The 16923-nt window shown below is 74.3% G+C and carries 15 protein-coding genes; 9 read left to right on the top strand and 6 right to left on the bottom strand.

Features of this window, described 5'->3' with window-relative positions; translation table 11 throughout:
* Positions 1-209: 209 nt before the first annotated feature.
* Together AB0E62_RS01880 and AB0E62_RS01875 are read left to right on the top strand one after the other, a co-directional pair.
* Positions 210-1178 carry a LysR family transcriptional regulator gene (locus tag AB0E62_RS01880; protein ID WP_362186527.1) on the top strand — a complete coding sequence of 323 codons (969 nt, stop codon included), beginning with the start codon at positions 210-212 and terminating at the stop codon, positions 1176-1178.
* Positions 1175-2104, top strand: coding sequence for a serine hydrolase (locus AB0E62_RS01875; protein ID WP_362186525.1), 930 nt, complete (start codon positions 1175-1177; stop codon positions 2102-2104). Before AB0E62_RS01880 ends, AB0E62_RS01875 begins: the two co-directional genes overlap by 4 nt.
* Before the next feature lie 30 nt (positions 2105-2134).
* Here the strand turns inward: AB0E62_RS01875 and AB0E62_RS01870 are convergent, their stop codons facing one another.
* On the bottom strand, positions 2135-2788 hold the full coding sequence (locus AB0E62_RS01870; RefSeq protein WP_362186524.1) for a response regulator transcription factor: 654 nt from the start codon (positions 2786-2788) through the stop codon (positions 2135-2137).
* Complete coding sequence (locus AB0E62_RS01865; RefSeq protein WP_362186950.1) at positions 2785-3924, bottom strand: sensor histidine kinase; 1140 nt, start codon at positions 3922-3924, stop codon at positions 2785-2787. Before AB0E62_RS01865 ends, AB0E62_RS01870 begins: the two co-directional genes overlap by 4 nt.
* 246 nt (positions 3925-4170) lie before the next feature.
* Between AB0E62_RS01865 and AB0E62_RS01860 the strand changes: the two genes are divergently transcribed.
* Positions 4171-4737: a heme-binding protein gene (locus AB0E62_RS01860; RefSeq protein WP_362186521.1), complete on the top strand. Its 567-nt coding sequence runs from the start codon at positions 4171-4173 to the stop codon at positions 4735-4737.
* Positions 4738-4942: 205 nt separating this feature from the next.
* On the opposite strand, the gene katG is transcribed toward AB0E62_RS01860, so the two are convergent.
* Together katG and AB0E62_RS01850 are read right to left on the bottom strand one after the other, a co-directional pair.
* Positions 4943-7168 carry a catalase/peroxidase HPI gene (katG, locus tag AB0E62_RS01855; protein ID WP_362186519.1) on the bottom strand — a complete coding sequence of 742 codons (2226 nt, stop codon included), beginning with the start codon at positions 7166-7168 and terminating at the stop codon, positions 4943-4945.
* A gap of 33 nt (positions 7169-7201) precedes the next feature.
* Positions 7202-7639: a Fur family transcriptional regulator gene (locus tag AB0E62_RS01850; RefSeq protein WP_362186516.1), complete on the bottom strand. Its 438-nt coding sequence runs from the start codon at positions 7637-7639 to the stop codon at positions 7202-7204.
* 484 nt (positions 7640-8123) lie between these two features.
* Between AB0E62_RS01850 and AB0E62_RS01845 the strand changes: the two genes are divergently transcribed.
* The 6 genes from AB0E62_RS01845 (at position 8124) to AB0E62_RS01820 (ending at position 14173) form a co-directional block, all read left to right on the top strand.
* Positions 8124-9305 (top strand): acyltransferase, encoded by a 1182-nt coding sequence (locus AB0E62_RS01845; protein WP_362186514.1) that lies wholly within the window; start codon positions 8124-8126, stop codon positions 9303-9305.
* 444 nt (positions 9306-9749) lie between these two features.
* Positions 9750-10637 carry an STAS domain-containing protein gene (locus tag AB0E62_RS01840; protein WP_362186512.1) on the top strand — a complete coding sequence of 296 codons (888 nt, stop codon included), beginning with the start codon at positions 9750-9752 and terminating at the stop codon, positions 10635-10637.
* Positions 10634-11014, top strand: a complete 381-nt coding sequence (locus tag AB0E62_RS01835; RefSeq protein ID WP_362186509.1) for an STAS domain-containing protein — start codon at positions 10634-10636, stop codon at positions 11012-11014. Before AB0E62_RS01840 ends, AB0E62_RS01835 begins: the two co-directional genes overlap by 4 nt.
* A complete protein-coding gene (locus AB0E62_RS01830; protein WP_362186507.1) occupies positions 11014-11460 on the top strand; it encodes an anti-sigma regulatory factor in 447 nt (148 codons plus the stop codon). The genes AB0E62_RS01835 and AB0E62_RS01830 overlap by 1 nt, the downstream gene beginning before the upstream one ends.
* Complete coding sequence (locus AB0E62_RS01825; protein ID WP_362186504.1) at positions 11457-12509, top strand: SpoIIE family protein phosphatase; 1053 nt, start codon at positions 11457-11459, stop codon at positions 12507-12509. Before AB0E62_RS01830 ends, AB0E62_RS01825 begins: the two co-directional genes overlap by 4 nt.
* Complete coding sequence (locus AB0E62_RS01820; protein ID WP_362186502.1) at positions 12506-14173, top strand: SpoIIE family protein phosphatase; 1668 nt, start codon at positions 12506-12508, stop codon at positions 14171-14173. The genes AB0E62_RS01825 and AB0E62_RS01820 overlap by 4 nt, the downstream gene beginning before the upstream one ends.
* A 47-nt stretch (positions 14174-14220) precedes the next feature.
* On the opposite strand, the gene AB0E62_RS01815 is transcribed toward AB0E62_RS01820, so the two are convergent.
* Positions 14221-14472: a chaplin gene (locus AB0E62_RS01815; RefSeq protein WP_362186499.1), complete on the bottom strand. Its 252-nt coding sequence runs from the start codon at positions 14470-14472 to the stop codon at positions 14221-14223.
* A 118-nt stretch (positions 14473-14590) separates the two neighbouring features.
* Positions 14591-16870, bottom strand: coding sequence for a catalase (locus AB0E62_RS01810; protein ID WP_362186496.1), 2280 nt, complete (start codon positions 16868-16870; stop codon positions 14591-14593).
* Positions 16871-16923 lie beyond the last annotated feature (53 nt).

Below are 16923 nucleotides of genomic sequence, written 5' to 3'. Positions count from 1 at the left end.
ACGGGACCGGCGGGTGCGGGTGCGGTCGCGTCGGATGCGGTCGCACGGGTGAAGGGCGTGGGGGACATGGGCGTACGGGACATGGGCGTACTCCTCCGGGACGTACGTCGTCGGTGCCGGTCTTCGACGGGGACAGCGAAACAGGACGGGGGTGTCCATGTCCAAGAGGAAACTTTGACGTTCCCATGCCTTATTGATATGAGTGCCGGGTGGATCTGCTGGCACACCTGGAGGCGTACGTGGCGACGGCCGAGGAGGCGGGCTTCTCCCGGGCCGCCGACCGGCTCGGCATCGCCCAGCCGTTGCTGAGCCGCCGCGTCAAGACGCTGGAGGAGCACTTCGGCGGCGCGCTGTTCGACCGGTCCCGGCGGCAGATCGAGACCACGGAACTCGGGGTGCTGCTGCTCCCCTACGCCCGCGACGTGCTGGACCGGGCCCAGCGGCTGCGGCAGGTCGCCCGCTCGGCCCGGCGCTCGCGGGTACGCCCCGTCGGCGTCCCCGCGCACTGCGACCCGGCCGCACTGGCCCGCGCCCTGCGCACCGGCGGCGAGCACGGGATCACCCTCGGCATGCGCGAACTCCCCCCGCCAGAACGGGTGTCGGGCCTGGCCGACGGTTCGCTCAGTTACGCCCTGGTGCGCACCGCTCCCGAACAGGCCGCGCTGCGGGTGCCGTTGGGGCTCGCGTCCGCGCCGGTGCCGGACGGCACCGCCCCGCGGCGCACGCTCCACCTGGAGGAGCTGCGGCCCCGCCGCGGCCGGGACGCCCGACATGCCGCCGTGCCGCCCCTGTTGCTGCTGGCGGAGGACCAGGTGCCGTGCTTCGAGGACCGGCTGGCGCGGGCCGCCGCGCGCGCCGGGCTGCCCGAGGAGCGGATCCGGCCGGCCGGAGCGGCGGCCACCGCGCTCGCCGAGACCCTGGCCGGGCACGCGCTGCTGCTGTGCGCCGAACCGTTCGCCCGGCAGCACGGCGCCCACTGGACACCGTTCGCCGATCCCGCCCTGCACCGGGGCTACGACGTGCGTGCCGCCCCGGGCCGGGACGGCACGGCGGCCGTGCCGCACTGGCTGGCCGCGCTGCTCGCCGCCGCGCTGGGCGCCGTACCCCGCAGGGACGGCGGACCGGAGCCGGGGACCGGGCGCGCGGACGCCCCCGCACGGCTGGCCGCGCGCGGATGAGCGGGGCGGCGCGCCACCCCGTGTACACCGGCGACGGCTCCCTGCCGGCCGTCGCCGAGACCATCGCCGCGGACTGGGCGGCGCTGGGCGTCCGCGGCTCCTTCCTCGCCCGCAACCTGGACACCGGTGAGCAGCTCGGCTTCGACGCGGACGAGCCGGTGCCGCTCGCGTCGGTGGCCAAGGTCCCGCTCGCCCTGGTGGTGCTGGACCGGATCGCGGCCGGCGAGCTGGACCCGGCCCGCCCGGTGCCGGTGGACCCCCGCACCAGCAGCGTGGGCCCGACCGGGCTCGCCGCCTTCCGGCACCCGGCCACGGTGGCCGTCGGCGATCTGCTCCTGCTGATGCTGTCGGTGAGCGACAACGCCGCCGCGGACGCGCTGTTCGACCTGGTGCCCGCGGCCGAGGCCGACGCCCGGCTGTGTGCCTGGGGGTGCGACGGGATCCGGCTGCGGCACCGGATGAACCACCTGTACGAGTGCGCGGCCGGGGCCGCCGGGAACGACTTCTCCCTCGCGCTGGAACTGGCCGTCCGGGACGAGGGGACGGGCCGGCACACCATCGAGACCCTGGACCCGGCACACGCCAACGCGGGCACGGCCGCCGCACTCGTCGGCCTGCTCCAGCGGGTGTGGCACGACGAGATCTCCGCTCCTTCCGCGACGGCCGAGCTGCGCCGGCTGATGGGACACCAGGTCTTCACCCAGCGGCTGGCGGGTGAGCTGCGCGCGGACACGCTGCGGTGGAGCGGCAAGACCGGCACATTCCTGCACCTGCGGCACGAGATCGGGGTCGTCGAGGCGGACTCCGGGGAGCGGGTGGCGATGGCGGCGCTCACCCGGGCGACCCGCCGCGCGGGGCTGGCGCCGGACATCGACCTGGCGATCGGCGCGGCGGGGCGGGAGGCGTTCGAGGCATTGCGGAGATAGGAGACAGCGGAGACAGCACGTCCGGGGCGCTCAGGACAGCAGGCGCTGTTCCTTCGCCACCGCGACCGCGCCCGCCCGGGTGTCCACGCCGAGCTTGTCGTAGATGCGGCGCAGATGGGTCTTGACGGTGGCCTCGCTGATGTAGAGGGCGCGGGCGATGGCGTGGTTGGACAGCCCCCGGGACAGGTGGGCGAGGATGTCCCGCTCCCGGGGGGTGAGGGCGGGGCGCGGGTTGCGCAGCCGGGACATCACTCGGTCGGCGACCGGGGGCGAGAGCGCCGGGCGGCCCTGGGCCGCCGCGTGGATCGCCGTGAACAGGTCCTCGGCGCGCTCGGCCTTCAGCAGATAGCCGGTGGCGCCCGCCTCGACGGCACGGGTGACGTCGGCGTCGGTGTCGTACGTGGTCAGGACCAGGACGTGCGGGGCGGGCGGCTCGGCGCGCAGCCGGCGGGTGGTCTCGACGCCGTCGATGCCCTCGCCCAGTTGCAGGTCCATCAGCACGACGTCCGGGGCGGTCCTGCGGGCCAGCGCGAGCGCCTCCTCGCCGCTGCCCGCCTCGCCGACGACCTCGATGTCCGGCGCGCTGTGCAGCAGCGCCAGCAGTCCGGCGCGGACCACGGCGTGGTCGTCGCAGACGAGGATGCGCACCGGTGTCCGGGCGGCCGGTGCGGGGGTGCGGGTCATCTCGGCTCCAGGGGGATCGCCGCCGACAGGACCGTGCCCTCGCCCGGTGCCGACTCGATGGTGAGGGTGCCGCCCAGCTGACGCAGGCGGGCGCGGATGGCGGGCAGGCCGTGGCCGCGCTCCCCGCCGGCGGGCGCGGGCCCGGCGGGGGGGTACGGGTCGAAGCCGCGGCCGTCGTCGGCGACGTCCAGCACGATCTGGTCGTCCAGGCAGGTCAGGGTGAGGATGGCGGTGGTGGCCGCCGCGTGTTCGCGGACATTGGCGAGGGCGCCCTGGGCGATGCGCAGCAGGGCGGACTCCACGGGGGCGGGCAGCGGCTCGGCCGGGCTGCCCTCGGTGTGCACGCGCACGGTGAGGTCCGGTGTGCTCTCCCGCTCGGCGACGGCGTGCAGGGCCCGGAGCAGGCCGCCGCCCTCGGCGAGGTCGGCCGGGGTCAGGTCGTGCACGAAGCGGCGGGCCTCGGCGAGGCTGCGCTCGGCGATGGCCGCCGCCGTGCGGACGTGGTCGCGTGCCGTGCCGGGAGCGGTGTCCCACAGCCGGTCGGCGGCCTGGAGCAGCATGCGCTGGCTGGACAGGCCCTGGGCGAGGGTGTCGTGGATCTCCCGGGCGAGCCGTTCGCGTTCGGCGAGGGTGCCCTCGCGGCGCTCGGTGGCGGCCAGTTCGCGCCGGGTGCGGACCAGATCGTCGATCAGGGCGTCCCGGCGGACCGCCTGGCGCTGCATGACGACGAACACGGTGGTGGCCACGGCGGCCACCGCGGGCGGCGCCAGCAGCACGTTCGGGTCGGGCCAGCCCGCCAGGCCGAGCTGGGCGGCGACCGCGAGCGCGGTCAGCAGGGCCACCAGGGGAATCGCGGCGCGCGGCGGAAGCGTGCGCAGGCCGGTGTAGAAGAGCGGGACCGCGCACCAGGCGAAGCTCGGGGCGAGGACGACGAGCAGCGCCCAGGCAGCCACGACCAGGCCGAGCCAGGTCAGCCGGCCCGGTGTGGGGCGGGTGCCGAGGGCGGGCCCGAGGACGTAGAGCACGGCCAGCAGCACGGACAGGGCGATCACCCAGGGGGTGTGCGGTCCCTCGGCGTGCCGGGCCAGATAGCGGGCGACGGACGCGGACAGCAGCACGAAGAACGCCGTGTGCATGACGACCGTGAGGGCGCGGGTGTCGTCGCGCTCGGCTGCGGCCACTTCCGGCACCTCCCTCGGCTCCGCGCTGAACTGGGCAAACACCCTTCATTGTGCCCGGGTGCGAGGGGTGCGGGGTCATCCGATCGGATGACCCCCGGGACGACCGGTCCACCGACGGGACGCGGCCCCGTCCGGCACCAGGATCGGTTGCGGGACGCGGTTCCGCCTCCCGCCCAAGGCTCTACCGGAAGGTTCCTCAGCATGCCCACTCTCAAGAAGCCGGCCCGCCGTACCCGTGTCCTGGTGGGCGGTGCCGCCCTGGCCGTCGTCGGGGCCGGCGTCGTCGGCACGGTCGCCGCCAGCGCCGCCGACTCCACCGGTGCCACGCCCGCCGCCGTGCCCGTGGCGGCCCGCGGCGGCGAGCTGACCCAGAGCACGCACCTGTCCGTGGACGCGGCCACCAAGGCGGCGCGCGCCGCGCTCGCGGCGGCCGAGAAGGACGGCCGGCAGGTGTCCGTGGCCGTCGTCGACCGCGACGGCAACACGGTGGTCACCCTGCGCGGGGACGGCGCCGGCCCGCAGTCGTACGAGTCGGCGGAGCGCAAGGCGTACACCGCCGTCTCCTGGAACGCGCCGACCTCGGAGCTGGCCAAGCGGCTGGCGCAGGCGCCGAACCTGAAGGACATCCCGGGCACGCTGTTCCTCGCGGGCGGCACGCCGGTGACCGCGAAGGGCGCACCGGTCGCGGGCATCGGCGTCGCGGGCGCCCCCTCCGGCGACCTGGACGAGCGGTACGCGCAGGCGGGCGCGGCGGTCCTCGGCCGCTGACGCCACCCGGCGCGTGCGCAAGGCAGCGCGTCCGGGTGCGCCCCGAGGGGCGGACCCGGACGCGCTGTCCGGCAGGCTGGACGGTCGGGCAGGTCGGTCCTGGCCGGACGGTCGGGCCAGGCGGGCAGGCCGGCCCAGGCCGGGCCGTCCGGAGCGGGACGGGCAGATCAGCCCGGGCCGGGCCGGGCCGGCCAGGGCGCCGCGGTCAGGACAGGTCGAACCGGTCCGCGTTCATCACCTTGTTCCACGCGGCGGCGAAGTCCTTCACGAACTTCTCCTTGGCGTCGTCGCTCGCGTACACCTCGGCGAGGGCGCGCAGCTCGGAGTTGGAGCCGAAGACGAGGTCGGCCCGGCTGCCGGCCCACTTCACCTCCCCGGTGCTCGCGTCCCGGCCCTCGAAGGCGGTCTGGTCCTCGGACGTCGCCCTCCACTGGATGCCCATGTCGAGCAGGTTGACGAAGAAGTCGTTGGTGAGGACACCGGGCGTCCTGGTGAGGACGCCGAGCTGCGTCTGCTGGTAGGTGGCGCCGAGGACGCGCAGACCGCCGACGAGCACGGTCGTCTCGGGGGCGCTCAGGTTCAACAGGTTGGCCCGGTCGAGCAGCAGGTACTCGGCGGGCAGCCGGTTGCCCTTGCCCAGGTAGTTGCGGAAGCCGTCCGCGGCCGGCTCCAGCGCCTCGAAGGACTCGGCGTCGGTGTGCTCCTCGCCGGCGTCCACCCGGCCCGGGGTGAAGGGCACCTCGATCTCGAAGCCGCCCTCCTTGGCGGCCTTCTCCACGGCGGCGGCACCGCCGAGGACGATGAGGTCGGCCAGGGAGACCTTCTTGGCCCCGGACGAGGCGTTGAAGTCCCGCTGGACGCCCTCGAGAACGCGCAGCACCTGGGCCAGCTGGTCGGGCTCGTTGACCTCCCAGCCGCGCTGCGGGGCGAGGCGGATGCGGGCGCCGTTGGCACCGCCGCGCTTGTCGGTGGCGCGGTACGTGGACGCGGACGCCCACGCGGTGGTGACCAGCTGGGACACGGACAGCCCCGAGTCGAGCAGCTTGGTCTTCAGCACGGCGATGTCGGTGTCGTCGATCAGCTCGCCCTCGCGCTCGGGCAGCGGGTCCTGCCAGAGGAGGGTCTCCTCGGGGACCTCGGGACCGAGGTACAGCGACTTCGGGCCCATGTCACGGTGGGTGAGCTTGTACCAGGCGCGGGCGAAGGCGTCCGCGAACTGCTCCGGGTTCTCGTAGAACCGGCGGGAGATGGGCTCGTAGACCGGGTCGAAGCGCAGCGCCAGGTCGGTGGTGAGCATCCGCGGGCGGTGCTTCTTCTCCGGGTCGTGCGCGTCGGGGACGGTCTCCGGGGCGTTCTTGGCCACCCACTGGTGGGCGCCGGCCGGGCTCCGCTCCAGCTCGTAGTCGTACTCGAAGAGGTTCTTGAAGAACCCGTTGCTCCACTGCGTCGGCGTGCTGGTCCAGGTCACCTCGAGCCCGGAGGTGATGGCGTCCGCGCCCTTGCCGGTGCCGTAGGTGTTGCGCCAGCCGAGGCCCTGCTCCTCCAGGCCGGCGGCCTCCGGGTCGGGGCCGACGTGGTCGGCGGGGCCGGCGCCGTGGGTCTTGCCGAAGGTGTGGCCGCCGGCGATCAGCGCGACGGTCTCCTCGTCGTTCATCGCCATGCGGCGGAACGTCTCACGGATGTCACGGGCCGCGGCGAGCGGGTCCGGGTTGCCGTTCGGGCCCTCCGGGTTGACGTAGATCAGGCCCATCTGGACGGCGCCGAGCGGGTTCTCCAGCTCGCGGTCGCCGGTGTAGCGCTTGTCGTCCAGCCAGGTGGTCTCGGGGCCCCAGTAGACGTCCTCCTCCGGCTCCCAGACGTCCTCCCGGCCGCCGCCGAAGCCGAAGGTCTTGAAGCCCATCGTCTCCAGGGCGACATTGCCGGTGAGGATCAGCAGGTCGGCCCAGGAGATGCTCTGGCCGTACTTCTTCTTGACCGGCCACAGCAGCCGGCGGGCCTTGTCCAGGTTGCCGTTGTCCGGCCAGCTGTTGAGCGGGGCGAAGCGCTGCTGGCCGGAGCCGGCGCCGCCGCGGCCGTCGCTGATGCGGTAGGTGCCCGCGCTGTGCCAGGCCATCCGGACCATCAGCGGGCCGTAGTGGCCGAAGTCGGCGGGCCACCAGTCCTGCGACGTGGTGAGCACCTCGGCGATGTCCCGCTTCACGGCGGCGAGGTCCAGGGCCTTGAAGGCCTCCGCGTAGTCGAAGCCCTCGTCGAGCGGGTTGCCCACGGCCGGGTTCTTGGCGAGGATCCGCACATTGAGCCGCTCCGGCCACCACTGGCGGTTGCCGCCGCCCTGGGTCGGGTGCAGGGCCCGGTCGTGCGCGACGGGGCAGCCGCCGCTTCCCTCCTGCGACTTCGCGTCTGTGACGATCGCGTCGTGGTTCTCAGTCATGGCAATCCTTCCGAACTGTGCGGGACTCGGTGCTCAGGAACTGCGGCCGGTGGAACAGCCGGGGCACAGGCCCCAGTACACGATCTCGGCCTCGTCGATGACGAAGCCGTGATCGTCGGAGGCGGTCAGGCAGGGCGCGTCGCCGACGGCACAGTCGACGTCCGCGACGGCTCCGCAGGACCGGCACACGATGTGGTGGTGGTTGTCGCCCACGCGTCCCTCGTACCGGGCCGGGTGGCCGGCCGGCTCGATACGGCGCACCAGGCCCGCGGCGGTCAGCGCGTGCAGGGCCTCGTAGACGGCTTGCAGGGAGATGTGGCCCAGACGATCGCGGACCTGGGAGGCGATCGCCTCGGCACCGAGGTGGTCACCGTCCCGGACGGTCTCCAGCAGCGCGACGCGGGCCGCCGTCACGCGCAGGCCGGCACCGCGCAGTTCCTCGGCGGTGGTCGCTCTCGGGGAGGCGGACATGGGCCGAACCTACCGTCATGAACACGAGGGGTTCAATAAAACGAGGAATGCAATTCCGGCCGCGTCCGGGCGACGCCGAGCCGTCCTCGGGGCCTCTTCGCACCGGCTGGGTCCGGGCTGCGGGACGTGGTCGGGCGCATGCCCGCATCATCGGGCCCCGGGCGGGCCACGGCGGCGCGCCGGGCCGGACGATCCGTCGGCCGGTCCACCGGACGGGCCGGCCGGACCCCGGGCCCTGGTGGACCACAGCCCCTGCCCGGCCGCGGAGGGACCACCACCCCCGCTCCGGCACCCCGCCCGGCCGAAGGAACCACCGCCCCTGTCCTCACTCGTGCGGGCCCACGCCGTCCCGCCGTCCGTGGTGTCCGCGGCGGTGGGTCGCCCGGCAGCAGTGTGAAGTTCGCCGAGCCGCGTGAGGGACCGGGGGCGGACGGGCAACGTACCCCTTCATGCCCCACGCGATTCTCCTGCGGCAGGTGATGTGATGACCACGGCGACGACCCGGACGCTCCGGACGCCGCACGCGCGCACCGGCGGGACGGCCGCCGGGCCTCCCGCGCCGGCCGCCCCGCCCTCCCTGCCGTCGCTCACCGGACTGCGCTGGATGGCGGCGCTGCTGGTGTTCGGACTGCACGTGCACAACTTCGGCTGGTTCGGCGGCACCGCCGGCCGCCTGATGTCCTGGGGCTTCGGCGCCGGCGCCACCGGAGTGTCGTTCTTCTTCGTCCTGTCGGGCTTCGTGCTGACCTGGTCGGCGCGGCCCCGCGACCGCGCGCTCGCCTTCTGGCGGCGGCGGATCGCCCGCGTCTACCCGGTGCACCTGGTGACGCTCGGCCTCGCGCTGGTCATGGCGTGCGCGCTGACGCACCGGGCGCTGCCGGCGCCGGAGCAGGCCCTGGCGAACGCGCTGCTGCTGCACTCCTGGTGGCAGCCGTGGTGGCAGACGCTGAACCCGGTGAGCTGGTCCCTGGCCTGCGAGGCGTTCTTCTACGCCGCCTTCCCCGCGCTGATCCTGCTGCTGCGCCGGCTCGGGGCACGCGGCACGACCGCGCTGGGCGGGCTGTCGGTGGCCGCGGTCGTGCTGCTGGCCTGGACGGACGCCCACCACTGGTGGGCGCACCCGGTCTACTCGTTCCCCGCCGCCCGGCTGCCCGAGTTCGTGCTCGGCGCGGTCACCGCGCGGCTGGTGCTGCTCGGCCGCTGGCGCGGCCCGGGCCTGGAGGCGTCGCTCGCGCTGGCCCTCATCGGCTACTTCCTGGTCCCGCAGGTCACGCCCGGCTACTCGGCCACCGTGTGCACCCTCGCCGGTTTCGCGCTGCTCATCCCGGCGGCGGCGGTCGCCGACCTGCGCGGGCTGCCGTCCCTGTGGCGCGGCGGGCGGATGGTGCGGCTCGGGGAACTGTCGTTCGCCTTCTACATGGTCCATCTGCTGGTGCTGCGCGCCGCGACGACGCTGCTGGGCACGAAGCCGCGCTTCGGCCCGGTCACGGGGCTGGCGGTCAGCGCGACGGCGTTCGCGCTCTCGCTCGGCCTGTCCTGGCTGCTGTACGAGGCGGTCGAGCGCCCGGCCCGGCGCCTGCTGCTGCGCCACCGCCGGCCGGCCCCGGCGCCGGTACGCCGGAAAGCCCCGCCCGCGGCAACGGCTCCGGCCCCGGCACGCGACTGACGGCCCACGCTTTCCAGCCGAGTGTTCCGGCTGCTTTCGGCCGTCTGTTCCCCCTCTCCCCGGCCGCCCCGCCCGTGCCGCGGTGGGTCGCACGCACGGGTGACGTCGGCGGCACCGGGGAGAGTCCGCGGGTTTCGGGGGTAGGCGGCTGACCACACCGGCCCGGCGGACGCGCGCCGACGGGCCGGCCGCAGCCGCACGCGCCGAAGGAGCCGAGCCGTCGTACCGCACAGCCAGCGGACCACCGACCGGGTGCCCGCCCGCTCGCCCGCCCGCCCCGCCGGGCCCACCGCCCACGGCTTGGGCGACAGTTGGCCTGGTCACAGGGTCGCGAGCAGGTTTGGCCCGGCCGGACACCGGTCGCTACGGTGGACGGTCGGCAATGATCGGCTTCGGAGAGCCGGCCCACCGGCGCCCCTGGCTGTGCGAGAGGAGAGGTTGACAGTGCCCGAGCAGGACGCGGCCGTATCGGCACCTCAGGTGGTGAGTTCCTTCCTGGAACAGCGCAAGGAGCAGATCGCCCAGCGCTGGGCCGACACGCCCTTGTTCCGCTCGGTCTTCACCGTCTCCCGCGACGAGGCGGTCGAGGCGTGCAAGGCCGTGGTGGAAGCGCTGTCCGAGGTGGCCGCCGGCGGGCGGCTGGAGGACGTGGGCTCGCCCGGCTTCGTGCCCGTGCGCGACCAGTTGGGGCGGATGACGCAGACCCGGGCCCGCGCCGGGTACACCGCGTCGCAGATCGCGGACGAGGTGGCCGGGCTGCGGGTGCCCGCGGTGGAGCTGCTGCGCGAGGAGTTCGCCGAGCCCACCGCCCCGCAGGCGCAGGAGGCCGTGCTGGCACTGACCCTGCTGCTGGGCACGCTGCGGCTGGTGGTGATGGAGACGGCGCTGGACGCCAACGCGGAGCTGATCGAGCGGCAGCGGCAGCAGCTGCTGGAGGTGGCCACGCCCGTCATCAAGCTGTGGGAGGGCACGGTCGCCGTGCCCCTGATCGGCACCCTGGACAGCGCCCGCAGCCAGGTGGTGATGGAGTCGCTGCTGGAGGCCATCGTCGACCAGCGGGCCCGGTACGCCATCCTCGACATCACCGGTGTGCCGACCGTCGACTCGCTCGTGGCCCAGCACCTGATGAAGACGGTCGCCGCCGCCCGGCTGATGGGCGCCGAGTGCATCGTCTCCGGCATCCGCCCCGCCATCGCGCAGACCATCGTGCAGCTCGGCATCGACCTGGGCTCGGTGCTCACCCGGTCCTCGCTGGCCGACGCGCTGGCCTACGCGCTGGGCAAGCAGGGCATCGAGGTGTCCCGGGCGCACGCGAATGAGAGCATCCGGTGAACCAGCCCCTTCCCGGCCAGTCGGCCCAGGTTCCGGTGCTCGCCCTCGGCGATGTGCTGCTCGTCTCCTTGCAGGGCGAGCTGCACGACGGCATGGCCGAGCAGTTGCAGCAGGACATCACCCACCGCATCGCCACCGACCGGGTGACCGGAGTGGTGATCGACATCTCCGGGGTCGACATGGTCGACTCCTTCCTCGGCCGGGTGCTCGCGGAGATCGCCTCCACGGCCCGGCTGCTGGCGGCCCGTACGGTTCTGGCCGGGATGCGCCCCGCCGTGGCGATCACCCTGGTGGAGCTGGGGCTGACCCTGCCCGGCCTGGTCACCGCGCTGGACGTCGACCGGGCCATGGAACTCCTGAACCAGAGGGGGAGCTGATGCAGCCGTCCGGCCAGGTGTCCACGACGAGCCTGCCCATCGGCTCGGACGCGGATCTGGCCTGGGTGCGGCAGCACGTGCGGCAGTGCGCGGCGGGGCTGGGCTTCGGCCTGGTGCAGCAGACGAAGCTGGTCACCGCGGCGAGCGAGCTGGCCCGCAACACGCTGGTGCACGGCGGTGGCGGGCGGGTGGAGATCACCCCGCTGGACAACGGGCACAGTCGCGGCCTGCGGATGTGTTTCATCGACGAGGGTCCGGGCATCCGCGATCTGGAGCTGGCCATGACCGACGGGTACACCTCCGGCGGCGGCCTCGGGCTGGGACTGAGCGGAGCGAAACGGCTGGTGCACGAGTTCAGTGTCGACACCGAGCCCGGCCGGGGCACGACCGTCACGGCCGTGGCCTGGGTGGCCCAGGTGCCCGCGTCCCGACCGGGGCTCGGATGAGCCGGGTCTGGGAGGTCCCGGTGCACGACTCCACCCGGGTGCGGGACGCCCGGATGGCGGCCCGGGAGGCGTGCGACGACTCGGGCCTGGCCCCCGCGCGCACGGCGGCGGCGGAGCTGGTCGCCACCGAGCTGGCCACCAATCTGCTCAAGCACGCGGGCGGCGGCCTGATGGTGGTGAACCTGGTGGAGCCCCCGGCCGGCGGCGCGGGCACCTCGGTCCAGCTGTACTCGCTGGACCACGGGCCGGGCGTCGCCGACGTGGACGCCGCGCTGCGCGACGGCTACTCCACCGCCGGCGGCTCGCTCGGCGCGGGGCTGGGCAGTTGCCGGCGCAGCGCCAACGCCTTCCACCTGTACAGCCGGCCCGGCCGCGGAACGGTCGCGGCGGCCCGGATCGATCCCGAGCCCGGCGAACGCGGGGCCGCCCCGGCGCGGCTGCCCGCGGGCGGGATCACCGTCTCCCTCGGGCACGACGCGCAGTGCGGTGACGCCTGGGGCTGGGTGCGCTCCGGAGCGCTGGTGACGCTGCTGCTGGCGGACGGTCTCGGGCACGGAGCCAAGGCCGCGCACGCCTCCACCGCGGCGGTGGCGGAGCTGCGCCGCACCGGACACCTGCCGCCCGCGGAGATCCTGCGCCGGCTGCACACGGCGCTGCGGCCCACCCGGGGCGCGGCGGTCACGGTGGCCCAGCTGGACACCGACCGGGCCGAACTCAGCGTCGCCGGTGTCGGCAACGTGGCCGCCCGGGTGCGCACCGGGGAATCCTCCTGGACGTCCCTGGTGTCCCATCCGGGGATCGTCGGGGCGTACTTCCCGGCGCAGGTCCCGGTGCGCCGGCTGCCGTGGCACCGGGACAGTCTGCTCGTGATGCACAGTGACGGGCTGCCCAGCCGGTGGACCCCGCCGCAGGACCCCTGGCTGCTCGCGCACGATCCGTCGGTGCTGGCCGCGGCGATCCTGCGGGACGCGGGCAGCCCCGCCCGCCCCGTCCGCGACGACACCAGCGTGGCCGTACTGGCCCCCGACCGCCGGACCCTGGCCCCATGACAGCCGTTCGCGACACCTGGACCATCGCCTCCGCCGCCGACGCGGCCCGCGCCCGTGCCCGGCTGGCGCGGCTCACCGCGGAGGCCGGGGTGCCCGCGCTGGACCGCGCCCGTTTCCTGAGCGCTCTCGGGGTCCGGCTGCGGCGCGCCCTGGACGCGGGCGGCGCCCGGCTGACCGTGACCGCCGGTCCGGACGGCCGGCTCGGGGCCTCCGTGGACGGACCGGAGCCGTGGCAGCACACGCTCCTCTGCCCCACCGCGGTGACCGGCCCGCTGCCCGGACCGGAGGACGCCCCGCTCGCCGAGGCGCTGCTGAGCGCCGACGAGGACGCCGCCGCCGTGCTGACGGGTCTCACCGAGACGGAGGAGCTGCTGCGGCTGCACCGGGAGGAGCTGCACCAGACCAACCAGGGTGTACTGGCGCTGCACGCGGAGCTGGAGGCGGCGGCGCTGGCCCAGCGCGACCTCCTGGACGCCGAGCGGGCGGCCCGCGCCGAGGCGGAGACCGCCCGCCGGCTGCTGACGTTCCTGACCAACGCGAGCGCGGTGCTGCACGCCTCCCTGGACCACGAGGACATCCTGCGCCGGCTGCCCGAACTGCTGGTGCCGGAGTACGCCCGGTACGTCGACGTGTGGCTGGTGGACGACGAGCGGACCCCGCCGGGCGACCGGGCGGCGGCCACGGTGACGGCGGCGCGCACGGGCCGCCCCCAGCACGCGGGCCCGCACCCCGGGGAGCTGCCGGGTGTGGACGACCTGCCGGCCTCGGCGCTCTTTCCGGACCGGCCGCTGCTGTGCCTGCCGCTGGGCGGGCGCACCGTGCAGGGGGTGCTGACGCTGGCCGCGCCGGGCGACCGCTTCGACCCGGACACCACCGTGATGCTGCTGGAGCTGGCCCGGCGGGCGGGCATCGCCCTGGAGAACGCCCGCCAGTACGAGCAGCACCGGGATGTCGCCGAGGCGCTGCAACGCGCGCAGCTGACCGATCTGCCCGCGGTGCCGGGCCTCGATCTGGCCGCGCGGTATCTGCCGGCGACGCACGGCCTGAACATCGGCGGCGACTGGTACGACGCCTTCGCCCAGCCGGACGGCAGTGTGCTGGCGGTGATAGGCGACGTCACGGGCCACGGGCTGCGCGCGGCGGTCATCATGGGCCAGTTGCGCACCGCGCTGCGCGCCTACGCCGTCGAGGGCAACGGGCCGGCGCGGATCCTCACGCTGCTGCACCGGATGCTCCGCCACCAGCAGCCGGAGCTGTACGCGACCTGTGCCATCGCCCGGTTCACGCCCGGGGAGCGGGAGGTGGTGTGGGCCGCCGCGGGGCATCCGCCGGCCGTCGCCCGCGGGCCCCGGGGAGAGGTACGGGTGCTGGAGTCGAAACCGGGGCTCATGCTCGGGGTCCCGTTGCCGTACGAGTACGAGGAGCACACCGTCGAGCTGCCGGCCGGGTCCGTCCTCGCGCTGTACACGGACGGTCTGGTGGAGCGGCGGTCCGCCGGGATCGACGCGGGCATCGACCGGCTCGCCCGCGCCATGCAGGTGCTCGGCGCGGCGGAGCTGGCTGAGCTGGACACGGCGGCGGACACCTTGCTCAAGCCGATGCTGCACGACTCCGAACACGACGACGACATCTGTCTGTTGCTGTGCCGCACCACGTGCGGCTGAACGACCGTGCGCCGGCCCCCGGTCGCGGGGCCGGCGCACGGCGGGGTTCACTTGTTGACGCAGATGTTGCCGAAGGCCGGGTTCAGCAGTCCGATGATGTCGATGGAGTTGCCGCACACATTGGCCTGGATCCCGATCGGCACTTGGATGACGTTGCCGGAGAGGACGCCCGGGCTGTTGGTGGCGACCCCGACGGCTGACGCGCCGCCACCGCCGTCGGAGGCGACAGCGGTGGCCGTGCCGGCCAGGGCAAGGGCTGCGGTGATGACGGTGGTGGTGGCCAAGCTGCGAAGACGCATGTTCTGCCTCACTGGTTGACGTCGGGTCGTCTCCATCACACCCGGGAAGCGCGCCGTTCGCCCGCGCTGCTACGCCGTCCGGGCCGGTCCTTGCCCTGAGATTCCCCCGTCCGGCCGGTCAGGCGGCGGACGGGAAGCGTTCCCAGACCCGGTGCGCGCCGAGCAGCCGGGTGAGCTCCGGGAGCACACCGGTGGCGGTGTCCCCGGCGATCACCCCGGGCGCGTCGAGCGGGATGCCGGCCGCTTCGAGGGCCGCCTCGCCGCCCTTGGCCGCGCCGATGGCCTTGCCGTGCCGGAACGCCTCGCCCAGCAGCAGCCCCACCCGGGGGTCGGGGGTGACCGTCCCGGCGGTGGGCTGGCCGGCCTTGGCGTCCCGGGCTCCGTAGGCGTCGGCGCCCACCCCGGGGGTGCCTGCCACCAGCACCGCGTCGAACTCCACGGAGCGCGCGGTGGCGTAGGTCCGCTGGACGGTCAGGGCGTCGTCGCCGTCGCCGAGGGTGCCGCCGACCGGGGCCACGATCAGCGGGACCATGCCCCCGTCGAGGACCGCCTGGCGGACGGCCCGTACGCCGTCGAGGTCGCCGTCGGGTCCGGTGACGATGCCGATGATCCGGCCGTCGGTGGGCCAGGTCTGCCCGATCTGGGAGAGGGCGGGGCTGGGCCGGACGTCGGCGAGGGGCACGGTGGGCTCGGGTGCGGGCAGGCCGAGGCCGGCCGCGACGCCCGCGCACAGCTCCGGGTCGATGTTGGCCAGGACCTGCAGGGCCCGTTCGCGGATGGCCACTTCGTAGCACTTGCCGAGTTCGAAGGTGTAGGCGCCGATGATGTGCTCGCGCTCGGGCGGGGTCATGCTCAGCCAGAACCGGCGCGGCTGGCTGAAGTGGTCGCTGAAGGATTCGGGTGCCTCGCGGACCTTGGTCGCCTCGGGGACCCGTACGGGCGTCTCGACGTACGCGCCCAGGTCCGCGCCGGCGGTGAACGGGCAGCCGCCGTCGAGGGAGTTGGGCCGGTAGGGGGCCACGCCCCGGTGGACGGCCGTCTGGTGGAAGCCGTCGCGGAGCATGTCGTTGACCGGGGAGTGCGGCCGGTTGATCGGGATCTGCGGGAAGTTGGGGCCGCCCAGGCGGGTGATCTGGGTGTCCAGGTAGGAGAAGAGGCGGCCGGCGAGCAGCGGGTCGTCGGTGATGTCGATGCCGGGGACGAGGTGGCCCACGTGGAAGGCGACCTGCTCCGTCTCGGCGAAGAAGTTCGACGGGTTGCGGTCGAGGGTGAGCAGCCCGATCGGCTGCACGGGGGCCAGTTCCTCGGGGACGATGTTGGTCGGGTCCAGCAGGTCGATGCCCTCGAAGGTCTGGTCGGGGGTGTCGGGGAAGGTCTGGATGCCGAACTCCCACTGGGGGTAGGCGCCCGCCTCGATGGCGTCGGCGAGGTCCCGGCGGTGGAAGTCGGGGTCGACGCCGTTGATGATCTGCGCCTCCTCCCACACCAGGGAGTGCACGCCCAGCTTCGGCTTCCAGTGGAACTTGACCAGCGTGGTCTCGCCGGCGGCGTTGACCAGGCGGAAGGTGTGGACGCCGAAGCCCTCCATGGTGCGGTACGAGCGGGGGATGCCCCGGTCGGACATGTTCCACAGGGTGTGGTGGGCGGCCTCGGTGTGCAGGGTGACGAAGTCCCAGAAGGTGTCGTGGGCGCTCTGTGCCTGCGGGATCTCCCGGTCGGGGTGCGGCTTGCCGGCGTGGATGACGTCCGGGAACTTGATGGCGTCCTGGATGAAGAAGACCGGGATGTTGTTGCCGACCAGGTCGAAGACGCCCTCGCTGGTGTAGAACTTCGTCGCGAAGCCCCGGGTGTCGCGGACGGTGTCGGAGGAGCCCCGGGAGCCGAGCACGGTGGAGAAGCGGACGAACACCGGTGTCTCGACGTCCTCGGCGAGGAAGGCCGCCTTCGTCACGTTCGCCGCGGTGCCGTAGCTGCGGAACACGCCGTGCGCCCCGGCGCCGCGGGCGTGGACCACGCGCTCGGGGATGCGCTCGTGGTCGAAGTGCATGACCTTCTCCCGCAGGTGGTGGTCCTGGAGGAGTACCGGGCCGCGGGGGCCGGCCTTGAGGGAGTGGTCGGTGTCGTACAGGCGGGTGCCCTGGGCGTTGGTCAGATAGCTGCCGCTCTGCGCCATCCGGGCCTGGTCGGCGCCGGTGGGCTGCCCGGTCGGGGAGACGGTGTCGGGGCCGGTCTGGTCGGGCTTGGGCGGGAACGGCTCGTGCGGGTCGGTCGGCTCGGCGACCGGCGGTGTCTGCGGGCCCGGCTTGCCCGGGACGCCGTTCTCGGGGCCCTTCGGTCCACCCTGGAGGGCGTCCGCCACCTTGTCGGCTGCTCGCTTCAGGGGGTTCGTCTCGCTCATCAGTGGCAATTCCTTCGCTGGTCACGGGGAGGGCGGGCGCGGCACGCGGACGC

This window comes from Streptomyces sp. NPDC038707, from assembly GCF_040636485.1.
GTDB lineage: Bacteria > Actinomycetota > Actinomycetes > Streptomycetales > Streptomycetaceae > Streptomyces.
This window is presented reverse-complemented; position numbering and strand designations above follow the sequence as displayed.

Coding starts and splice junctions, on each gene's coding strand:
- AB0E62_RS01875 (WP_362186525.1), top strand. CDS start 1,175: ATGAGCGGGGCGGCGCGCCACCCCGTGTACACCGGCGACGGCTCCCTG.
- AB0E62_RS01870 (WP_362186524.1), bottom strand. CDS start 2,788: ATGACCCGCACCCCCGCACCGGCCGCCCGGACACCGGTGCGCATCCTC.
- AB0E62_RS01865 (WP_362186950.1), bottom strand. CDS start 3,924: ATGCACACGGCGTTCTTCGTGCTGCTGTCCGCGTCCGTCGCCCGCTAT.
- AB0E62_RS01860 (WP_362186521.1), top strand. CDS start 4,171: ATGCCCACTCTCAAGAAGCCGGCCCGCCGTACCCGTGTCCTGGTGGGC.
- katG (WP_362186519.1), bottom strand. CDS start 7,168: ATGACTGAGAACCACGACGCGATCGTCACAGACGCGAAGTCGCAGGAG.
- AB0E62_RS01850 (WP_362186516.1), bottom strand. CDS start 7,639: ATGTCCGCCTCCCCGAGAGCGACCACCGCCGAGGAACTGCGCGGTGCC.
- AB0E62_RS01845 (WP_362186514.1), top strand. CDS start 8,124: ATGACCACGGCGACGACCCGGACGCTCCGGACGCCGCACGCGCGCACC.
- AB0E62_RS01830 (WP_362186507.1), top strand. CDS start 11,014: ATGCAGCCGTCCGGCCAGGTGTCCACGACGAGCCTGCCCATCGGCTCG.
- AB0E62_RS01825 (WP_362186504.1), top strand. CDS start 11,457: ATGAGCCGGGTCTGGGAGGTCCCGGTGCACGACTCCACCCGGGTGCGG.
- AB0E62_RS01820 (WP_362186502.1), top strand. CDS start 12,506: ATGACAGCCGTTCGCGACACCTGGACCATCGCCTCCGCCGCCGACGCG.
- AB0E62_RS01815 (WP_362186499.1), bottom strand. CDS start 14,472: ATGCGTCTTCGCAGCTTGGCCACCACCACCGTCATCACCGCAGCCCTT.
- AB0E62_RS01810 (WP_362186496.1), bottom strand. CDS start 16,870: ATGAGCGAGACGAACCCCCTGAAGCGAGCAGCCGACAAGGTGGCGGAC.